The 21,155-nt window shown below is 49.4% G+C and carries 20 protein-coding genes; 3 read left to right on the forward strand and 17 right to left on the reverse strand.

Going from position 1 to position 21,155, the window contains the following annotated elements:
- Positions 1-114 precede the first annotated feature (114 nt).
- From H6F86_RS19595 to H6F86_RS19625, 7 genes are all read right to left on the reverse strand, one after another.
- Positions 115-1,545 (reverse strand): O-antigen ligase family protein, encoded by a 1,431-nt coding sequence (locus tag H6F86_RS19595; RefSeq protein WP_190450380.1) that lies wholly within the window; start codon positions 1,543-1,545, stop codon positions 115-117.
- A 57-nt stretch (positions 1,546-1,602) separates the two neighbouring features.
- Positions 1,603-2,445 carry a hypothetical protein gene (locus tag H6F86_RS19600; RefSeq protein ID WP_190450381.1) on the reverse strand — a complete coding sequence of 281 codons (843 nt, stop codon included), beginning with the start codon at positions 2,443-2,445 and terminating at the stop codon, positions 1,603-1,605.
- Between the two features lie 164 nt (positions 2,446-2,609).
- A complete protein-coding gene (locus H6F86_RS19605; RefSeq protein WP_190450382.1) occupies positions 2,610-4,619 on the reverse strand; it encodes a protein kinase in 2,010 nt (669 codons plus the stop codon).
- Between the two features lie 341 nt (positions 4,620-4,960).
- A complete protein-coding gene (locus H6F86_RS19610) occupies positions 4,961-5,620 on the reverse strand; it encodes a V4R domain-containing protein (protein WP_190450383.1) in 660 nt (219 codons plus the stop codon).
- An 84-nt stretch (positions 5,621-5,704) separates the two neighbouring features.
- The gene (locus H6F86_RS19615) at positions 5,705-6,190 is read right to left on the reverse strand and encodes a hypothetical protein (RefSeq protein WP_190450384.1); all 486 of its coding nucleotides are present in this window, start codon (positions 6,188-6,190) and stop codon (positions 5,705-5,707) included.
- A gap of 87 nt (positions 6,191-6,277) precedes the next feature.
- A complete protein-coding gene (locus tag H6F86_RS19620; RefSeq protein ID WP_190450385.1) occupies positions 6,278-6,589 on the reverse strand; it encodes a hypothetical protein in 312 nt (103 codons plus the stop codon).
- Complete coding sequence (locus tag H6F86_RS19625; RefSeq protein ID WP_190450386.1) at positions 6,586-7,269, reverse strand: V4R domain-containing protein; 684 nt, start codon at positions 7,267-7,269, stop codon at positions 6,586-6,588. Before H6F86_RS19625 ends, H6F86_RS19620 begins: the two co-directional genes overlap by 4 nt.
- Before the next feature lie 513 nt (positions 7,270-7,782).
- Here H6F86_RS19625 and H6F86_RS19630 point away from each other — a divergent pair.
- Complete coding sequence (locus tag H6F86_RS19630; protein ID WP_190450387.1) at positions 7,783-8,133, forward strand: hypothetical protein; 351 nt, start codon at positions 7,783-7,785, stop codon at positions 8,131-8,133.
- An 88-nt stretch (positions 8,134-8,221) separates the two neighbouring features.
- Complete coding sequence (locus H6F86_RS19635) at positions 8,222-9,568, forward strand: NAD(P)/FAD-dependent oxidoreductase (protein WP_190450388.1); 1,347 nt, start codon at positions 8,222-8,224, stop codon at positions 9,566-9,568.
- 167 nt (positions 9,569-9,735) lie between these two features.
- Here H6F86_RS19635 and H6F86_RS19640 read toward each other — a convergent pair whose 3' ends face one another.
- Entirely contained in the window at positions 9,736-11,847 is a 2,112-nt protein-coding gene (locus tag H6F86_RS19640) for an alpha/beta hydrolase (RefSeq protein WP_190450389.1), read from the reverse strand.
- A gap of 361 nt (positions 11,848-12,208) precedes the next feature.
- Between H6F86_RS19640 and hisA the strand changes: the two genes are divergently transcribed.
- Positions 12,209-12,982, forward strand: coding sequence for a 1-(5-phosphoribosyl)-5-[(5-phosphoribosylamino)methylideneamino]imidazole-4-carboxamide isomerase (hisA, locus tag H6F86_RS19645; RefSeq protein ID WP_190450390.1), 774 nt, complete (start codon positions 12,209-12,211; stop codon positions 12,980-12,982).
- Between the two features lie 26 nt (positions 12,983-13,008).
- Here hisA and H6F86_RS19650 read toward each other — a convergent pair whose 3' ends face one another.
- The 9 genes from H6F86_RS19650 to H6F86_RS19690 all read right to left on the reverse strand — a co-directional run bounded on the left by H6F86_RS19650 (position 13,009) and on the right by H6F86_RS19690 (position 21,106).
- Entirely contained in the window at positions 13,009-13,233 is a 225-nt protein-coding gene (locus H6F86_RS19650) for a hypothetical protein (RefSeq protein ID WP_190450391.1), read from the reverse strand.
- 321 nt (positions 13,234-13,554) lie between these two features.
- Positions 13,555-14,523: a DUF362 domain-containing protein gene (locus tag H6F86_RS19655; protein WP_190450392.1), complete on the reverse strand. Its 969-nt coding sequence runs from the start codon at positions 14,521-14,523 to the stop codon at positions 13,555-13,557.
- Between the two features lie 59 nt (positions 14,524-14,582).
- Positions 14,583-14,882, reverse strand: coding sequence for a hypothetical protein (locus H6F86_RS19660; protein WP_190450393.1), 300 nt, complete (start codon positions 14,880-14,882; stop codon positions 14,583-14,585).
- Positions 14,883-15,203: 321 nt separating this feature from the next.
- On the reverse strand, positions 15,204-16,070 hold the full coding sequence (locus H6F86_RS19665; RefSeq protein ID WP_190450394.1) for a DUF350 domain-containing protein: 867 nt from the start codon (positions 16,068-16,070) through the stop codon (positions 15,204-15,206).
- A gap of 118 nt (positions 16,071-16,188) precedes the next feature.
- Positions 16,189-17,277: a peptidoglycan bridge formation glycyltransferase FemA/FemB family protein gene (locus tag H6F86_RS19670; RefSeq protein ID WP_190450395.1), complete on the reverse strand. Its 1,089-nt coding sequence runs from the start codon at positions 17,275-17,277 to the stop codon at positions 16,189-16,191.
- 36 nt (positions 17,278-17,313) lie between these two features.
- The gene (locus tag H6F86_RS19675; RefSeq protein ID WP_190450396.1) at positions 17,314-18,786 is read right to left on the reverse strand and encodes a spermine synthase; all 1,473 of its coding nucleotides are present in this window, start codon (positions 18,784-18,786) and stop codon (positions 17,314-17,316) included.
- 142 nt (positions 18,787-18,928) lie between these two features.
- Positions 18,929-19,603, reverse strand: coding sequence for a DUF4178 domain-containing protein (locus H6F86_RS19680; protein WP_190450397.1), 675 nt, complete (start codon positions 19,601-19,603; stop codon positions 18,929-18,931).
- Positions 19,604-19,712: 109 nt separating this feature from the next.
- Positions 19,713-20,039: an S-adenosylmethionine decarboxylase gene (locus tag H6F86_RS19685; RefSeq protein WP_206756058.1), complete on the reverse strand. Its 327-nt coding sequence runs from the start codon at positions 20,037-20,039 to the stop codon at positions 19,713-19,715.
- Positions 20,040-20,065: 26 nt separating this feature from the next.
- Complete coding sequence (locus H6F86_RS19690) at positions 20,066-21,106, reverse strand: DUF1611 domain-containing protein (RefSeq protein WP_190451037.1); 1,041 nt, start codon at positions 21,104-21,106, stop codon at positions 20,066-20,068.
- Positions 21,107-21,155 lie beyond the last annotated feature (49 nt).

Raw genomic sequence — 21,155 nt, forward strand, 5'->3', positions numbered from 1 at the left:
GAGAATCCTGCTCTCTTAAATGTCTGACTTAATTAGCTTCCGCCTATTGTAACTGGGTTGGTAGATTCAGAGCCAGGGTGACAATAAGCAGTCAACAGGAGGAAACGATCGACCTTACTTCCTACTTGCCACTCCGACTGCTTGCCCTCGGTAGATGATTCCCGCAATGGCTGACAACAAAAGCCAGCCGAGTAAATTGATGCGGACATCAAACAGCGTGACATCCAGAAAGCTAAAGAGGGTACAGCCAACAAAAGCAACGAGATAGCTGAAGTAAAGCAGGCGATCGCGGGTTTCAGTTCGCCCCTCTGCATCGCTTAAAGGCATTTTGGTATACAGTATCCAACTGCCCTGTGCCACGATCCAGCCAACTAAACCAAAAAACAATAGGGCGGCAGGTATGCCAGTTTCCGCTGCCAGCATCAGCAACAAATTATGAGGATGCCCAATGAAGTATTGCATTTCTGCCTGGTAAAGGGGAGTGAAGTTGCGTAAACCCCATCCATTCAGTGGGTGCTGCTGAGCCAGCGACCAGGCAAAACGCCATTGTGTACTGCGGAGTTGAGCAAGGGGACGATCGGTATAACGCTGATCGGTCAACCGTGCCCAAAAGAACTCAGGCACAACCACCCGTAGCCAGTCGCGTCCTGGAGCAGGAGCAAACGCGGCACCAAGCGCACTACTTACAACAACGCCAACACCGACTAACAGCCAACGCCAGCCCAAATAAAGCGCATAGGCAAGACACGCAAAGACTGCGATCGCCCAAGCATTGCGAGAGTTGGTTAGCACCAAGGCGATCGCGTTACCCAGCACAGCAACCATCAGGAAGATCTGGGGGCGTGGGGAGTTTTGAGCAAAGGCTTCGCCCTCTACATCCTCCTGACCAATAGTCACTGACCACTGACCGCCATCCGCAGACCACTGATCACTGACCACTGACTGCTGATCGCTCAAAAATGTCTCAAGCCATAGACCGAGACTCAACGTCAGCGTCACGGACAGATAGCTTGCCAGCACGTTAGCGTAAGAAAAGATTGACGCCATACGACCAGGAGGATTACCAGTGAGAGCGATCGACCAGTCAGCGACAATCCACAGTATTTGCATCTGCCCTGACAACCCGAAAAACTGTTGCCCCAGCCCGATCGCCACGACAGGCACCGAGCCAATCACCAACAGCCACGCTATTCGCCGCAGTTTAGCAGGCGTTTGGAACCACTCGCTTAACCCTGCAAACACAAAAAAGAACGGCAGAAAGTTAAACAGACCGAGCAGCGCATCCATCCGGTTAAACGCTAGAGCAGTGCTGATCAACATAAGCACACTTAGCACTGCAAAGCCCCAGTTAACGGGACGACGTACAAGGCTGGGAAAGCGCTGTAACCAGAGACCAAACGCCACCAGTAAAATGCCCAGACTACTCAAGAGAGAACTGAACGGCAGCAACAGCACTGCCAGTTGGGTGACAGTCCAGAGGGGAAGTCGGGGTTTGAAGCCAGGTCGGAACGGCACCCAAGCGTTTAACTGGTGCTTGAAAGTCATAATTGCCTAGCCTGAAGCACGTGACCGCCTCGTTGCAAGGGATTGTGGCGCTCGTCGTTATGCAAGTTCAAAGCATTCAGCACGGGTAAGGCGAATCTGGGCAAGGGCGTAAATGGTAGGAATAATGCGACCGTAATTTGTAGCGATCGTCCGCCATCCCAGGTCTGCCAGAAACCAAGCCCACATCGCTGGACCCACAACTGCAAACACGCTGCGAACGGCAGTCAAGCGTGCTGCACTCAACGCCATCCCACGACGAGCAGTTTGTACCGCCAGATAATTTTGAAACTGTGTCGCTGCTATAGCTCCACCAGCCGACACCGCCTGCTGCGCAACCTGATAAGTCGCAAAATGAAGCGCAAACTGGCGTGCAATCTGCTGTAGCAAAAGCGGGCGCAACACTGAGCTAATTGCGATCGCGCTACTGCCTTTCATCAGCAGGCTCAGTGGATCTTGCTGCAAGGCTAAAGGGAGTTGGGGCAGCAGTTGAGAGTGGGTCAGCGATCGCTGTAGCTGAATCGTTAACGCACCCCGTTCGTTAGAAGGCAACTGCTTCCAGGCACGCGACAGCAGCGAAAGAAAAACCTCTGCTTCCAAATCCACCGTAGACATTGATTCTTGATATGGCAGTTTAAGATGCCGACAGACCTGAATTAAGATTTGGCGGTAGGTCAGTCGCTGCGTTTTGCGACTCAGTACCGTCATACCATCAGCAGCAAGAAACTGAAATCGTTCTTCCAAAGCACTGAGCCAGTCAGCGCGATTTTGGCTTTGCACCGCGATCGGGTCAGCAGCAGTCACATAGTCAAGCGGGTTAAACTTGGGGCGAAATAGAATTTCCGTCAAATCTTGCAACTCTTCTTCTGTTGCCAACTCCAACACGGCTCTCAGTTCATTCACCCCTTATCCCTCCCCATCGATAAATTTGATTAGCTGCAATTATTCTACTCAATGAGCAGAGGATGTGAGGGTGAAGAAAAAAGTAGGAAGGATCAGTTACACGGAGATAAAAAATTACCCTCTGTTGCCTACCACTTGCCCGTTAGTTAACTACGTGCAGCCCATCAAAACAGAATGCCTGTACTAGCTTGCTTTAAATTGATCGTTACTAAGGTGCCCTGCCCTTCTGCCCACGTTGCAATCAGTAACCCATGTGGTTCAAGCACTGCGATCGCTGTTGGGTTAGCCGGTCCTACCATACGTCCAACAACCAGACCGTAGCGGTCTAGCACCACAATGTTTCCATCCGCCGCCATCAAAATGTCGCCCCAAGAAGCAGATGCTATCAGGATCGGCACAATGTCTAACCCTACACGCAGCAGTTTAAAGGGTTTCAGATCAATCAGCAAGACGGAATGCGGCTGCCCTGGCTCCAGCGCGATCATGCGGTAAGGCGTAGCGCTCCCCGAAAGATGACGCAACGGCACAGGTAGACTCAGAGTAATCACTGGATGCCCGCGACGCGTGAAAATTTCTAGCAGCACGCCAGTAATGGAAGAATGCGTACCCTTGTCTAAAAGGTGGGAAAAAGCAACAACATAGCGTGCATCAACCATTGCCAGGTGAAACAGATTGCTAGCTAGACGAGGGGCAGCACTAGTACCACCGTTACAACTGACGGGTTTAGACGACTGGATGGGTAACAACGACCAAACGTCTAAAAGACTAGTTACTTTGTCTGCTTCTACTGCGGCTACTGCCATCCAGCGACCTTTTGTCTCGATCGCAGCCAAAAAGTCTCCACTAAATTCAGCTACCAGTTCAGGTAACAAATGTACTAGAGAGCCGCTGGTACTAACTATAGGTGGCAACGGCTTTTGGCTGGGCAGGGCAACGCCAGTTTGAAAAAGCTCAACGGGGACACGATAAATTGAGCGCTGCATGATTGCAAAGCAACCTTGTGGGCGCACCAGCAATTCTTTCACCGCTTGGGGCAACCGTACACAGGAAAACAGCGATCGCCCGTCAACCTCAACTGGGCTTACCGCATTCCCAGCCAAAAGCCCTCCTGCATAACTCCGGCAGCTAATGTCGTTTTTGTGAATCTGATAGACTCGATCACCTGTAGCGTCAAACGGAGAATTAACTACAGTCTTTGCTATAGCAGTTCCATTGAGATCACCCTGTGATGATGCATCTCCTGCCACTGTTACTAGCTGCTGCACCCTCGATCGTAGGGTTTCCTGCTGCACGTAGTGACACTCACTAATAGGTTGCCCACCAGAAGCTCGCAACAACATCGTGTCTGCCCAAGCGCGATCGAATTCAACATTTGTTGCTGCCGTCTGTACGGCTTTCAGCATTTCTGTGGCGGACTGAAAGCGTCGCGCTGGTAGCTTTTGCAATGCCGTCAAAATGACTGTTTGCAACACTGCTGGCACTGTATTTGGGATACTTACAGGACGGTTCAGATGCGCTGACATCATCTCAATCGGCACACCAGAAAACGGTCGGTAGCCTACCAGTAATTCAAACAGCAGCACTCCTACGGCATATAGATCCGATGTAATCGAGTACTGCCCATAAAACCGCTCCGGAGCCATATAAGCAGGCGATCCAGTATTGCCGCTCCCATCGCTAATGATGTCTTGATGCAGACGGGCAATGCCAAAATCAGAGATACGCGCCCTCCAGCCATCTGCTTGCAGCGTCAGCAGAATATTTTCTGGTTTGATGTCGCAATGCACAATGCCTCGATGATGGGCATGATCAAGTCCAGCCAATATATCGATCACCAGCTTCAAACACTGGCTTGGATGCAGGCGCACATCATCTTCCATCAAACCGCGCAAGGTGCCCCCTTCGCAGTAGTCCATCACCAGATAACGCCCAGTGGAAGTATGCTCCAACGCATGGCACGTCACGATGTTGTCATGTTGCAAACTCAGCAGAAACCGCAATTCGCGTAAGAATTTGTGGGTTGGAAACCGTTTTTTATCCAGCTCTTTTAAGGCAACAAGGCGACCCGTTTTTCGATGACTGGCACAGTACACCTGTCCAAACTGCCCCTGACCCACTAAGCCCAATAGTCGATATTTAGAGCGCTTTAGCTCTTTTGCAAGGAGGTACGACACATCGGCAAGTGTAGTTAATTATTAATTGTTAGTTATTGATTGCTGTGTGATCGCTGAGAGACTACTGAGCGAAGGCAACCTTGTTCACTCTTAGTATTTGCTAAGTAGCTAGGCGTAGTTTTATAAGATGCATTTCGACTTCGCAGTCAACTGAGCGCTTACGCCGAAGTCTCAATGCTCTCAGTCCTATGTGTCAGCGAGTTGAGCGCAGTCAAAACCCGGTCTCTCAGTAGTGCTTTATTTAACCATCCTACTTATTGCTTTAAACAGTACCTCTCACTATTTCATTCATGATAGCTACGGTGTTGTCTCCTGTCTAAAAACCAACAACGAAAACCTGCCTACTTAGTGCAGAGTTTTTGCATAATCACGTCATGCTCTAGACGACTTTCGACCATTACTTCAGCGGGCTGTAAGCGATTAGCTAGCCCCAAAACAAACTGATTCTGTTGTGCGCCCATTGACTCACACTCAGTTTGGATACAGTGCAGCTCACGACCTGTCAGTTGGGTAAAGAACGAACTCAAGACACCAGCCTCCAAGAAGCAGACGGGCAACTCGCCTTGAGGTGCTTGACGGGCAAAGGGCGAACCTAATGTTTTAAGGATCAAAAAGCCACGCTGCTGGTAGGACTGATCTAACTCAATTTTGCCCCAGCCATAAGCGACCCAGCAAGACTGCAAACTGTTAAGAAACTCCAGCATTGGCATATCTGCTAAAGCTGTGCCGTAGTAGTCCGTTAGCTCTTCACGAAAGCGTGTATAAAAGTTTTTGCCCCACCAGCGACCGCAGTTGAAAAGCACCAATCGCGATGCTTGACCCGTTTCTTTTTGCAGTCCACTATAGATCGCTTGAATAAGCGTTTCGGGCAGTGCTAGCAGGCGATCGCCTCGGCGGTTTTCCAACAAGCCCAGCTCTAAATCGCCCTTTACATAGGCATCGATCGCAAAGTAGTCACCGGGAACGCGGTTATTTGTTAATAGGTCAGCAACAGAAATCATAGAGCGACACCAGAGATTTAGATTGGACTAGAAATGCCTCTGTTGATGAGGGCAAAAAATAAAGGGAGCGAGGCAGAACTCGTTCTAATGTCCAGCACTGGAAAGTGTTGGTGCTTGCAGCATAGCCGTCTGCACTTTCGCGATATATGGACCCACTAGATTGATTTGCTTGGGGGTAAGTGCTTGTGTCAAGCGTTGGTTAAGTAGCCGGAAGAGTGCTGTATCGATCGCTTGGGTGTTATAAATACTGATTGTTTTTGTGAGCCAATTCAGTAAGCGTTCCTGCACAAACATCTCATCATTAAGCAACATTCCCATTGCTGAGTAGCGCAACAACAGCAACGCATTTTTAAGACTCCGCTCCAAATTCTCTACCGTTTCGTTGGGCAGTGCTGCTTCCAACTGATCTGCGACCTGCTGCATGATTTCGAGTTCGCGATCACGCAGCGCCCGATACACATCGATCCGCTCTGGGAGGGAATGCACGTACTGATTAATCAACCCAAGCTCTTCAGATTTAAGGTAACGATGTTCAGCTTCATCAAAGATCGTTTCGATTTGTGGGTGCATATGCTTTAGAGGAGAAAAGGCGAGGGATGAAGAATAAGTTGATTGAGCGATGAGCTTTTAGTCTTGAAAATCTAACCTTTAGAACAATTAGAACAATCCAGAAAAGTCATCCAGGGTAAGTTCATCATTGGCGGGTAGTGGAGGCGCTTGGACAACAGTAGGTGCTGCGATCGCGGTGTCTGCCCAGTTGACTGTGGCGAAAAACTGACAAACGCTCATTTTTAGACTTAGAGGAGCATTACTGTCTGCAGAAGAACTCAGTTTCATTTCCTGCATTGCAGGCGGATGATCGTCCCAGTTCACACTTGTAAAGAAAGCCTTTACAGAGTCTCGCTGCCACGATGCAACGTCAGGACGTGACTTGGCACCATTGGTCTGGGGTAGGGTAAGGGTACTCATCGCAACAGATCTCCTGTCCGTAAACGCTTCTCAATATCTCTGGCAGTTGCCCCCTCATTGAGCCAGAAGGAGGCAGCATCAATCCGATCTTGACCGCCTAAGAGAAACTTACAGTAAGTTTCGCCCATGGAGTAGCACTGAATCTCAATGCAGCTCAACTGTTTTTTAACCATCTCGGTGAAAAAGCCAGCGAATAGTCCGGCATAGAGATAACAGACGGGTTTACCGACATCGCCTAACGTGCGTGCAACGGCAGAGTCAAACACGTTGATAAACATGAAGCCTTGCTTGCGATCGCCCATGTCTACTTCCCAACGCCCCCAGCCTTGCGAGGTAAAGGGCCACCACCAGGTTTCAAGCAAAAACAGGAGGTTGGTCTGGCGCAGGTTGCGATCGAATTCTTTTTCAAACCACCTTTCAAAGAAGAAAGCGTCTTTTTGCCCCCACTCACAACCAATCGTGTACATGGTTGCGGCTGAAGCATCGCCCACTTCTTCTTCTAGTCCCTCGACCAAACCGATGATGAAATCCTCGGTTGTCAGCATATTTCTGCTGCCGTTCCAATCGACGATCGTGCCCTTCTCCTGGTCGAACTGGAAGAAGTCTCGAAACCCATAGTGATTGTGCTTCTTGGGGTTTCTCAATTTGATGGAGCTTTCTTGAGGCGTTGCAATCACCATGGTCTTTTCTCGGCAAAATCTAAGGGGTCTGAAGCAGTCACGCAGATAGTCAAAAGAGCGATGCAGGGTGGGAAAACGAGCACTGAATGTGAAAGGCAAGCAGGGGGATAGAAATGCAGCATCACTTTTGCAGAAAGGTCGTTAGCAATAACCCCAAAAGGCTGCTGCATCATTTGTAGAGCTGCTTCTGCTTTAATATTCCCGACGTTGCAAAGATCTAACTCATCATCAGGAGATAGTTAAAGATCTTCATAAAGGTTTCTTACCAGCGTCTTGTTTAAGACAACCCTGCCCTCGCTGGCACAACACTAGCAATGTTAGAAAAGCAATATAATCTGTGCAACGAATTTTACAGGCAAGGCTTTTGCCTTCAGCAAGCGATCGTGGGATACAGTTTTTTAAAGGGTTGATCAATGAAGATAATGATGTCCTAGAGTCAAATCACCATAATTGAGCCTCTCCTCGGAGGGGCTTTTACTTTAGCAACGAGAAACTAAAACTTGAGAAAATGCAGTGGAGCGAAACGCGTGGCTGTTGCCAAAACTTTTTAACGATATAGGGATTGCTGCCAATCGCCTTGCCGTTAGTATCAATGCCGAAGCGTTTTTTGCTCAACTACACTTGAAACGCACTATCTTCGTTGGCGCTTTCACTAACCTGTCCTTGATGCGCGGTGCCTCGAGCTACGCTCTTCTCCTTGCGCTCTCGATCGCGCTTAAAAAGCTGCGAGAAGTCGATTGGGCAGTAGTGTTGCTACTAATCGCCAGCTTTCCAGAGGGTAATAGGGATAAAGCACTTTTAAAAGCAAGAGCAGAGCGAACTAAGCCCTTCCACTCGCACAGTTTGGCGACAGAATCCGCTTAATTAGAGGTTGACATCTTCACCATTTTTGCAGGGCGTACAGTAGATTAGAAGCGACTTACTTTCACAGTAAACGAGGGAGCGATAGAGCATGGTAGATCCGACTGAACAGCCAGCCGCACATCGAGTGGTTGTCATTGGGGGTGGCTTTGGTGGGCTGTATGCGGCAAAGGCATTAGGTCGCACGGCGGCAGATGTAACGCTGATTGACAAGCGCAACTTTCATTTGTTTCAGCCGCTACTCTATCAGGTTGCAACGGGAACGCTCTCTCCGGCAGACATTTCTTCACCTCTGCGTGGCATCCTGAGCGACAGCAAAAATACTCAGGTGCTGATGGATGAGGTCATCGATTTGGACCCGCACCAACAACAAATCGTCTTACAGCAGGGCGAGTCGCTCTCTTATGACACGCTGATTGTAGCGACAGGTGTCAGTCATCACTATTTCGGCAATGACCAGTGGAAGCAGACGGCTCCTGGTTTGAAGACCATTGAGGATGCGTTAGAAATGCGGCGGCGGATCTTTGTAGCCTTTGAAGCAGCAGAGAAAGAAACGGATCCAGAGCAGCGACGCGCCTGGTTAACATTCGTTGTTGTTGGCGGCGGTCCGACCGGAGTGGAACTTGCAGGCGCGATCGCGGAACTTGCTTTCAAAACGCTGAAACGTGATTTTCGCAACATTGATACCAATGAGGCACAGGTTCTTTTACTAGAAGGTTTGGATCGGGTCTTGCCGCCTTATCCACCAGAGTTATCGGCGAAGGCAGAAGCGTCCTTAACGAAACTGGGCGTAACGGTAGAAACGAAAGTACTTGTGACAAATATTCAGGACAATACTGTTACCGTAAAGCGGGATGGTCAGGAGGAATACATTCCGGCGCGTACCGTCTTGTGGGCGGCAGGGGTCAAAGCGTCTGCGATGGGACAAGTGCTAGCCGATCGGGCGGGTGCGGCACTCGATCGCGTGGGACGGGTCATGGTTGAACCTGATCTGAGTCTGGCAAATCATCCCAATATTTTTGTGATTGGCGATCTAGCAAACTTTTCACATCAGGGCGAACGTCCCTTGCCGGGTGTCGCACCCGTTGCCATGCAAGAAGGTGAGTATGTTGCCAAATTACTCAAGCAGCGCTGGCTGGGCAACACAGTAACACCTTTTGTCTACAAAGACTTTGGCAGCCTGGCTGTTATTGGTCAAAACGAGGCAGTAGCTGACCTGGGCTTTGTGCGGTTCGATGGGGTATTAGCCTGGTTGCTGTGGATTTTTGCCCACATCTACTTCTTGATTGAGTTCGATAATAAACTCATTGTTATGCTGCAATGGGGCTGGAATTACTTCACTCGCAAGCGTGGCGCTCGTATTATTACGGGTGAACTTATGCCGGAGGAAGATAACGCTTACGGTGTGCAAAGTAGTCAAGCGCCAGTCAAAGTGTAGGTGAAGCGTAGGGTCGCGGTTGATTAAGTTTAAACGGATAGATCAGCGATTATCGCAGGTCTCGTCTACTGCTATTAGGGCAGGCACTTTTAGCCACTGTAAGTTGAGCACTCGTACGAGTGCTCAACTTGCACCAGTTTCTATAAGCCAGTTTATACAAACCAGTTTTACGAGTCAGAATGTTGCTCTCGCGTCAAAATGCCGGCTCTCACCTTAGCGCGATTGCACCCAAGCACATCAACGTAGTAGCGTTCTGGAGATGCTGCGACCTGGATCTTTCGCTGCTCGCACAGCCAGGAAAAATACTTCAATGCTTCTTCGCGGCGTTCGGCTTTAGGGAGCGCTTCAGCTCGCTTCAATTTTGTCTGCCAATCAACTTGTGCAGCATCGCTGTCACTATGCCACTCAGTCAACGGCTGAAACACGAGTGAATCAAGCAAGCCTTGAAAGCCCAGGAACGCCAAGCGATAAATCAGTAAATTGCTTAAACGACCGTAGAAATAGCCACCGTGAACATCTACTCCAACACCTTTCCCAGGATCGCTAGAGAAATCAACATAGGCTTTGAGCAGTTTGGCGTAATTGAAGAACTTAAGGGGCGATCGCTGTCCTTCGCAGATTAAAACATTAATTTCTTTCTGATGACGTTTTTCGTAGGTAGTGAAATCTCGGTACTCGGTGCAATCGAGATATGTAAACAAATCTGCGATTGATTCAGGATCTTGTTTCGTTGCAGCAAGTGATTCTTCGTTAACCTTATCATCTTGCTTTCGGGACGGGTCTCGCTGTAAGCTCCGAGTGTTCTGCTCCAAGGTTTGCACGCTAATATAATTTAAAAGGTGGTCAACCTTTCCACTAATTAACTGTTTGAAGTTAACAATCCCGTAGACATTTTGTTGAGGCAGATTCACGCTTACATTACCTAACCGAAAGCCATGAGAACGAGTGCTTGCGGGGAACGAAAAATAGTTAGCTGTTGTTGAAGCTAGGCGTAAAGCTAGATCGCCTTCACTGCTAAAAAGATACGCTTCTTCAAAGCGCCGAAGGGCGGAACGCAAAAAATTTGTACGACCAGAGATAATGGTTGTGAGCGGAATATCGGGCGAAATCAGAATTAAACGCCCCAACAAAAAAGTGCGACCTATATGAGACGGTGGCAGTTTTTCTAAACTTTGGCTGTCGCCAATAGCTGCTGGATCAAACACATCAGAAAGAATGCGGATCACTTGTGCAGTGACAAAGCCGCCCATACTATGACCAATAAATGTTAGTCGGATACGCGGCTTTTCTCGATTCCAATATTTGGCTGCGCTTTGAAATTCTGCTGCGGTATATGCTGGCTTCTTTGCACGCACTAAACTGTCATAGATGCCTAGAAAAACGGCATCATCTACTGTTGATAGACTACCTTGTTTCAGAGCTGGTAAGAGTGAACAAAAGTCATCCTGGTACTGGCTCAGATACTTCGGTTCAGTCTCGATCGCTTCCCAAGTTTTTCTGACTGCTTTTGATAGCACATCAAGTGGCAGTTTGAAGCGTTCACCCACTTCTTGTATCACTGTTTCAAAAAGTGAGTCATTAATGTGACGCTTCACCAAGCCTAAGTCAAGTTGTCGAATAAATTCAACTAAATCAGGAACCCCAAAGTTAGTAGCGCGGTAGGAGTCTCGGAAATAAACAATAATACGCAAGATAAATAAGGTGCCAACGAGCATTGCTGTTGCAACACCCAGAATGATAAGTATGGCAGCAAGGAAATCAACGATCGGTGTTGGGAAAATAAGGAGCAAGAGCAATCCGATCGCAGCCAAGATTACCCCACCCCGGAATAGCAGGGTCAAAATTACAGGTAAAGCTTTACCAGCATTCTTAAGGTTAGAAGGAACACTTTCTGACGGCCAGCGATAGCCCAGATAAACAAAACTATTAAGCTTACTAGAAATGGCTAGATCTTGTTGATTAAGATATTCCCAGGTCTTCTGCCAGCCTTCCCGCACATAGTCTCTACCTTCAACCTGTTTCCCACCTTGGGTAATTTTTTCGATGCCTGTGTTGTAACCATGAATTTGAATGACAAGCCCTGTGTAGCTTTCGTTCTGTCGCGTGTTTTGATAAAGGCTTTCAACAACATCACTAACGGTTGGCACAAGATCATCTGGTCTGCATTCGTCTTCTTCCATATCAATGGGTGCCGTGCTACGCACAAAAAAACCAGGCAACGGCTGCGGCTTCCCTTCAATCAGTTGCCCTTGACTAAACTCATCAACCCAAAGATCCATTCTGCACCCTCACTACAAAACCCAATTAATCGGTAGCCCTAATTATTTGTAAAAAAGGGGGCTTTGCCACCAGAAGGTTTTACCCCCTACACCCGCTAGAAACAGCCGTGGTTGATTGCACCCAGCTATTGATCAGCGTGCCACTACTGCTCTTAATGACAGTGCTAACGCTCCGTAACAGGGTTGAACCAGTATAAAAGGCTGGAGTGTTTGTACGGAGATCGGTGGCGAAACCTGTCGGATTTTAGCCTAGTTCATTCGCAAACCTTTTCTTTAGCAAGAATAATTAAGGCGATGTTCATTGATCTTCACTGAGTCATACGTTACTGTGGGTTGGTTTAATTGGTATGAGGCTACAACGATGGAGGTTATTCCGGCGATCGACTTATTAGAAGGACGCTGTGTGCGGCTGTATCAGGGCGATTACGAGCAGGCGCAAACATTTGACGAGAACCCGGTCGCTGTAGCACGGCAATGGGCAGACCAGGGCGCAACCCGCTTGCACATTGTCGATTTAGATGGGGCGAAAGCAGGGCATCCCGTTAATGTGGCAGCGATCGAGGCGATCGTGCGTGCCGTTGATGTGCCGATTCAAGTGGGTGGTGGTTTGCGCGATCGTGCTAATGCAGCAGCGTTGTTGAAGCTAGGCGTGCAGCGAGTGATTTTGGGCACTGTTGCAGTTGAGCAGCCCGACCTTGTGCGTGAACTGTGCCAGGAGTTTCCCGATCAGATCGTAGTAGGGATCGATGCGCGTAATGGGCGCGTAGCGACCAGAGGTTGGCTAGAAACATCCGAAGTGCTGGCAACTGAGTTGGCGCAACAGATGGCAGACTTGGGCACTGCTGCCATTATTTACACTGACATTCATCGTGATGGCACACTGCAAGGACCCAATTTGGCAGCGCTCAGAGAACTGGCAGATGGCGTGACGGTGCCAGTGATTGCATCCGGTGGTATGAGCACTGTGACCGATTTGTTGAGCTTGCTGGCACTAGAACCGTTGGGTGTAAGCGGGGCGATCGTCGGTCGAGCCCTTTACACCGGGGACATTGTGCTGCAAGAGGCATTACGAGCAGTGGGGCAAGGTCGTTGGCAGGATGTTCCACCTGACTTTGGTACGTCAGCGCTAGCGTAAACGCATAGATGAAGCCACAGAAGCTCTTAAAGATGAAGCATCGTTCGGCTGCCAGCCAAATCGCGGATGAGGGGCAATTTAGAGTGAATGTAGTGAGTGTAGGCGTTGGCTTCGTCGTGGTCGAGCGATCGCTGAGTTTTAAGCTGCTTGAGCAACCATTGCACTAAGCTGCCGTCGTCTAGATTGAGCAACAGCTGAGACTGGCTAGTTTCCACAACGGACCAAAGCTGACGCAGCATGGATGGGGACATACAACTTTTTCCAAATTAGGACTAGAAAGGTATTGTTCAGAAGTTGATGCCATTTGGCTGAGTGAGCGCATGATCTTCTGGTTAGCCCTGTCTACGCTCACAATAGCGAACCAACCGGAAGCAGTTGTGGGATCACATAAGACGATACAAGAGTTACAAGTCGCTTCATCATCCGATTTATATCTTGACCTTCGCACTCATAAAGCGATCGCCTCAGTTGCCAAATGTAGACACAAGGTTAAGCGCAAAGGCTGAGAGGTAAACCTTCAAACCTGAGTGCGAATGTCCTATTGTTCTTCTTACTTAACGTATTCTTCTTACTTAACGTCCGGCATACACTTGCCTCGGCTCTTTGATCCAGCGAATGTAAAGATGACGGAAGGTTGATTTGATAACGCGGGGCATCCCGAAGTCGATCGGCATCAGAGCGTCTGGCAGTTTCCAGTCTGTGATGTGGAGTGCCTGCGGCTGTAGTAAGGGAAAGTCAATCGCCTCTACTGTAGAACATAGCCCCAACCGTTGCGACGCTGCGACAGTTGGCACAGAAGCAGGATCGACATTGAGAATGTCCACGATCGCTCGATCCAGCGCAAAGACATTGCTAGAGGCAGCGAGCAGATTCAGACGACGGGGTTCACCACCGCTTGGTCCGTTACCCTCATGTCCAAGAATGCCATCCAGAATGGTGAGGTCAGGGGCAATCGCCCGTGCTGTTTCGACCAGCATGGCGCCAAAGCGATCGCAATCTTTGCCCGCTTCCATATGCCACCAAGCTTTCATCTTGCCAGGAACACAGCCAAACAGGTTTTTCACACCCATCGTCATGGTTAGCTGGACGTGCGACTTCACCTTGGGCAGGTTGATCACAACATCCGCATCGATCGCTTCCTTAGAAAGCAGCAAATGATTAAACTCTGCGCTTACCGTTTCATAGCGCTTGCCGTGAAACTCTATAATCGGTAGGTTCAGTGCATCGATCAGCGGCAAATAACCATTCGCTTTTGCAACTCCCTTCGCGCTGCCAAAAGCCGGACCATCGCCCAAAAAAGGCTTGCCACCTGCTGCCTGCACCATTTGAGCAACGCAGTAAACCACCTCAGGTCGCGTGACACATTCCTTGCTGGGACGCGACCCCGTTAGCAAATTGGGCTTCAGTAGGACGCGATCGCCCGGTTTGACAAAGGCTGCCATACCACCCAACGGCTCTAGTAACGATTCGAGCGACTGACGCAGTTGATCAAGATCGTACGACTGAGCGCGAATCAAGCTAACCGATGGCTGCACGTCCATAGAAGTTCTAGCAAGGGTAAAGTTGTCTTTGAAATTACAGAGAGTTCTATGAGAAACCGTTACTCGTGAGCGCGGCTAAGAGCAGTGACACGTTGAGCATTAGCAAACACTCCTTCACCATGAATTTGTGCGATCGAGGGCTTCAGTTCAATTTTCAGCACGTTAGCGCGGCTCACGCACACCGTTTGATCGGCTAGATGAAAGAACCACCATTCTTTATCAAGAATTCGTCGAATTTCTTGCTGCAATTCCTGTTCCAGCGCTGCCGGATCGGCTAGTTGCGAAAACTTAAACGACTCTACCTGTCCATTCAGATAGTAAATGGTAATTTGCATCTCGTTATTATATTGGCTGTGCATGTCCGTTTCTCCTCATTCAATTGGGTACTGGGCTAAAGGTCGCAAATAGTGGCATTGTAACGGCAACCATCACGATCGCAAACCTGACAGTTTAAACCGTCTCGTATTTAGAGTCTAAGGCTTAGATATAGCAGTCGACGAGAGCGTTAGGACAGACATACACCTTGAAACTTCCTTTGAACAAGGGCTTCTATTCATCTTTCATCCTTTTGCTATACCGCCTCATCCCAATTTCAAGCAGCGTGACGCTTCAGCAAAGTCTAGAAGAACTTTCTACAGAAAAATTACGGCTTGTAAGGGCAGTTTGTTGTCAGAGCGCACTCACACACTCCAAGTCAGCAGGAAGGAACCTGCAATGTAGGCAAAGGCTTCAATCAGTCCTGCACCGAGATTGGGTATCGACTGGTTAACGATCTCATCCGAAATTTTCACACCGGGCACCAAAACCAAGTCAGCCAGCCAGCGGATCAACGCCAGGGCAAGCAAGCAAAAGCCCAGCACGATGAAATATTGGGTAAAGCTCTCCGTCCAATTTTGAAACTCTGGTGTAAACGCAACTCGTACAACGTTACCAGTGGCAATCAATAAGCCAGCCAGTGCCACGCCAGTCGCCGGATTATTGCGTTTGCAGATTTCTCGAAACACATTGTAGTGAACCACGCGAGGATAAAGGGCGCTCACTAGCACCAGGACGCCTAACCCCACAGCCCAGCAAACTAACCCAACAATCCAGGTGCCACTTTGCCCGCCGAGCGCTGCGCTTAAAACAAGTCCGTTGGCAATATGTACACCCGCTTCGGCTGAGGCAGCACCAACGTTTTGCTCCTCGACTATTTCGCGGGCACAGTCACAGCGGCGGAGAATGAGTCGATCGCCTACCCATGCGCCCACTAGCATCAGTAAAATGACTCCTGCACCGTAGCTTGCCAGGTAAAGCAACTGGTCGAGCCATGTTTCTCCTTCTTTATCCAATACGCCCGCCAGTGCTAGGATGATGCCGAAGTTGTAGCCGACCAGCGCGATCGCCACTGCCGGATTATCCCGCACAAACAACTCCAGGTTTAAATCCATGCGCCGGAACAGCTTTTGATACGCCAACTGTCCCAGCCAAAAAATACCAAAGCCAACCGCTAGCTCAGTGATTACAAACCCAATGCGGGTCATGCCGTCAAGAAAGAAAGGGTTCATATAGTTGTTGGTTATTAGTTGTTAGTTGTTAGAGGCGGAAGAACGGGGAGTAGGGAATGGGGAGTAGGGAGTAGGGAATGGGGAGTAACTTAAAACTTTCTTTTTTAGCTTTCATCCCTCATCCCTCTCTTTTCACTCGCTTTAGTAACCCAATTAATGTACCTGCTAGCTGATTGTAGAAAAAATAATCGTGAGCGCCGATTGTGGTTACAGACGTGCCACCAAATTGGCGCTTGAACTGCGAAAACTTGGCATAGTTGTGGTTTGGATTGCAGGTATAACCGTAGAAATCGTAGTGTTTGCAGCCTCTAGCTTTAGCACGCTGCATGGCTGCCCAATGAAGCCCATAGCTTGCCATCACGTGTGGATAATCAGTGCTGCGTCCACCGTAAAGATATGTCGCTCGATCGCCCCAGTACAGGACTAAAACGGCTGTTAACACTTCACCACGCCAGGTTGCCAAGCCGATTTCTGCCATTTGAGCAGCAAAGAGCGTCTGACAAAGGTTGATGAAAAAGCGATAGGGTTCACCAAAGAAATGCTGCCGTTTTACGGTTTCCCAAAACAAATTGTAGAACAGCGGCAGTGCTTGCATATCTGTTGTAAATTGCGTTTGCACGCCATAGCGCTGGCTCAAACGAATGTTGTAACGTCCTTTCGGCTTCATTGCCGCTAGAATTGCCGCTGTTTGAGGCTGGAGATCAATCAGCAGCGTTTCTGATGGCAAAAGCTCGACTGGTGCAGGGACAAAGCGATCGAGATACGTCGGCTTTTGTGCTAACAATGGCTCGATTCGGAGAGCGATCGCCCCTAGCTTTTCTGCCAAAACGCTTGCTTGTTCCAGGAGCAGTGTCATCCCTTCCTGCTCAAAGCCTGGCATGAAGCAAGGAGCACCAGGAGCGAACAATAAATTGGCTGTGTATCCGCACGGATAATAGTAGAAAAAGCAGCCACCCACTAAGACTTGCTCAGCTAAGTTTTTGTCAGCCAACGGGTTTTCGGCAGATGTTTTTTCGGCAAAAAGACCATAACGAAAGGCTTGATAGCCTTCTAACACTTTGAAGTCTGCCCATGCCCACGACTGCATGAAGCAACCAGTGGGTAATGTTTGAATGAGCGTATCCCATTGAGTGCGATCGTCTAGTGTCAGCAGACGCATCGTAAGCTGACCAGATGGTTTGACTGATTCCAGCAGTTTAGTCAACATGGTCACGCAAGGTGGAGAAAGCTAAGGACGAGTGCATTAATCATCGGGGTTGCTATACAAATTCCAAAGCCAGAAACCACCAATGATCATCGTCCACATGCCAAATATACCAAGATCCGATTCGCTACCATTGCCGCTATAGCTGGAACCGCCTGAGGAACTGGAGTATCCCTTTGCAAAGACAACATCTGGACTTGTCAAGTTTGCCATCAATAACGTTACAGAAAGGAGTGTGATGACTTCAGCTGTATGCTCAGAAACGTAGGTTAATGGTTGCCCTGTACGAATCTTTTCTGCTAATTGCTTAAGTTCACGTACAAGTTGCGGGGGTAATTCTTGGGCGCGTTCCAGTAGGCTAGCAATCAGTTGATTGAGGTTTACTTCTTCTAAGAGCGCTTTGAGATAGCCCATCCATTCACTCGTCATTTGAGCGCTGTGGTAGCGATGCTGCACAGGCATTAGTTGATCGAGAGCTTGAGGCGTTTGAAGGTTGTCTGATCGATACAACTCCTCTAGCCAGACGGAAGCAATGGAGTCTAATTGCAGCAAGTCGCGCGTACCAAGGCAACCTGTTCCGGCTTCTTGAAGATCTAAAAAATCAGTTGTTTGTAGTTCTGCATCTGAGGGGGCGATTGCCGTTGTTTCTAACGGTAACCGAGGATTGAGCAGGTAGTAAAAAAGCTGAGGACAAGTCAGCGTGTGAATATTGACGGCGTGTCGATGTTGGGCGATCGTCGTTGGAAGCTGAAAGGCAGCCATCCAATCCTGGGGCTGTAACGCGCTCAGGGTTGGAGGGAAGGAAAGCGCTTCGACCTCCGATCGCGTGATGGGCATTGCTGACGCAAGCAAGAAACCCCAAGCGCCATAGCCATGTGCCTGAAACGACGGAATAGCAACCTGGAGGGGTTTTGCCTGTAGCCCAGCGGCTAATAACGTTTGGTAAAGACACCAAAAGCCCAATGTGCGTTGTTCGGGCGAAACGCCATTAGTACTCATAACCCCGCTTGGACAAAGTATGCGCTCTACTTGCTGAAACCATTCGCGGCTGTAAATTTGTGCGTCTTCTGCTCGCGTTGGAAACGTGAAGTCGCAAATGACCACGTGATAGCAAGCATCAGGCAAGCGAGAAACAAACTCAAACGCTTCCTGAGTATGTACTGTCAGGCGGGTTTCCCCCAATGCGGCACCAGGCTCATCTAGCAAGCTACCCTGGTTGTAGGGCACAAAGACTGTGCGACCTAACGCCAAAACCTCTGAGTCGTAGTCTACTAGCGTCACGTCGCTGACTTGCGAAAACCGTAGTGCATCCCGTGCGGCTAAACCATCGCCACCACCACAGATTAAGACACGCAAGGGCGTTTGTGGAAAGCGCTGAGCAGCAAGAGCGATCGCCGGCAGCACCAGATATTCGTGATAAATGGTTTCATCTGCCGTATCAAACTGCAAGTCGCCGTTGATATAAAAGGCAAGACCGTTGGGGTGCTGTTCGATGAAGAGGGATGTGGGCATTAGGAGCGGTGAGGGAAAAGGGAGGAGAGAGGCGTGAGGCGTAAAGTGTGAGGTGCATACCTCACTGCTGCTGGGCAGTGAAGTAAGGGGTTAAAAGGCTCAGGGTTAAACGCTGACATCAATTCAACACCCAACACGATGGTTAAATGCCAGAAATCATTAAAAGGAAGCCGACGATCGTGATGATCCAGGCAATCACAAATTCGCGACTGCGTGCCTTACGGTTATCAGAGGTCAGAGAAGAGCTAAAGCTTTGTCCTGGGGCGAGCGCTGCACGGTTGCTTGACTGCATTTCAGTAAAGTCGCTGGGCTGCACTTCACGGGTGGAGTAGACAACTAACGTGCCATCGCTCCAGGCTTCTAGCGCCAAATTCCAGAGATGGGCGGCATCCCAGTAGTCCCAAGTAATCCGATGGCGGGTTTCTCCGTCCGATTCGTAATCGCCCTCGGTTTGAGATTCAAAGGCATAAACGCGATTGAATAGTTGCAGTTCTGGGTAAGGAGAGACGTGTGATCGCATATCTCCACCGATCGTTGTCAGCCGATCACGGGACGTTTTTGGGTCGATCAGCGTAGGATACCGTAGCTCTTCGGCAAGATACCAATGAACTTGCGCTTGGGCATGCTGCGGATCGATCTCACGCATTAAGTAATACTCTTTGCCACTGCTCGATCGGAGCAGCCATTCTTCTGTTTTGTAGCCGTTGTCATCTGTATAGGTGCTGTAGTCTTGAATCTCCCACTGCACACCGTGATATTTCAGACGACTGCCTTCCCGTAATTGCCGCAATTGGGTTTCGGTTAGCCCTGCTGTCATGGGATATTGCTTAAAGAGAGAGTATTGTCCTGGAAGCCTGAACTCTAAATTAAATTGCTACATCCAAAACTCAGCTCTGAGCACGCAAAACTTTACTTTTAGCCTGTCTCTAACCCGTTATTTCTAAGTAATGCCACTGGGCACGATCACTATCTGTGAGAGCGCTTGCTAATAACACCGCTAATTTTTGTGCTTTGGCATAGTTGTCTTGCTGATAATCGCAGACGTGAATATCGACGGTTGCTTTGCAGTATTCAGTCCAAACATGGAGCGCAACGTGAGATTCTTCTAGCAGCAGCACTACCGAAACGCCCTGAGGGGAAAAAGTTGCCGTTGCTTCTGCTACAGCGGTTAAGCCAGCAGTCTGGACAGTAGTTTGGAGCAACTGCAACAGCGTGGGCGCGGTGCTGCTGGCAATCGCGTCTGTTGTTGTCAAAATAGCCGAGAAATGGTGCGATCGCATCACGCCAGAACAGCATCTAATAATAGTTTCGCACCCAGACGTACAGGGTCAGTGCAGGGTAAGTTGGTTTCGTGCTGTACCCGATCGATCGCCTGTTGAGCCTCTTGAGCGGATAGGTGCGCTGTGTTGAGGGCAATCGCAGCTACCCGTGTTAAGGCAAATGCTCCTGCTGCCACTGCCACTGCTTCGTAAAGCCGCACGACTTCAGGCAAGGGTGGAATATGCACATGGGGAGCATTGCGAATATGAGTCTGCCCAGCTCGATGCACCAAGATCAAATGAGTAGGCTGACTGCCTCGGAGCAAGGGAAGCGTCGCTGTAGAGGATGGATGCAGCAAAGAACCCTGCCCTTCAATGTGTAAAATGTCGCGATCGCTGCCCGCCTTCATCACCAGTTGTTCGACCGCACCCGCCGCAAAATCGACCCGAATGGCATCCAGAGGTATACCGCTGCCAGCAATCATTATCCCCGTCTGCCCAGAGGCAAGAAAGTGCGATCGTAGTCCTCGTTGTAGAGAAGCACGATGGAGTTCTAGACTGGTAGACATTTTGCCCACGCTCATATCAGTGCCCACAGTCAGAACCCGTAAACAGGAGAGTGAGCGAGCTTGCCCAGTACCTACGCTTAAGCCAGGTGGTTCTTGCCGCACGTCCCAGATCCATTGTCCCGGTTTAAGGAGCGCCTGAAGTGCTGGATCACGGTTTAAGGGTGTGTGCAACCCATTGACGATCGATAGTCCAGCCATGATCGCTTGCCGTATGTCTTGATACCAATCCTCAGGCAAAATGCCCCCCAGCAGCGCAATACCAATGACCAGCACATTCGGTTTGTACGTGAGCGACTCCTCTACCGAAGCAACAATGGGCACCGATCGCGGAATGCCTGTTAATTCAGGTAAAGAGCCACCAGCAGTCGCACGATCAATCACTGCCACAATGCTGGCTTCGCTGTAACGCAAGAGAGTCAAGCCCGTTTTGCCCTGTGTCCCACAAACACCGTTATGCAGTAGGATTACCACCTCATCGTTAGGACTGATCATCAAGCCTTACTCCACCTAGTGATACTGTCTTAAGCCCATTGGTTTTGAG

The sequence above is a fragment of the Phormidium sp. FACHB-592 genome, from assembly GCF_014695795.1.
GTDB lineage: Bacteria > Cyanobacteriota > Cyanobacteriia > Leptolyngbyales > Leptolyngbyaceae > Stenomitos.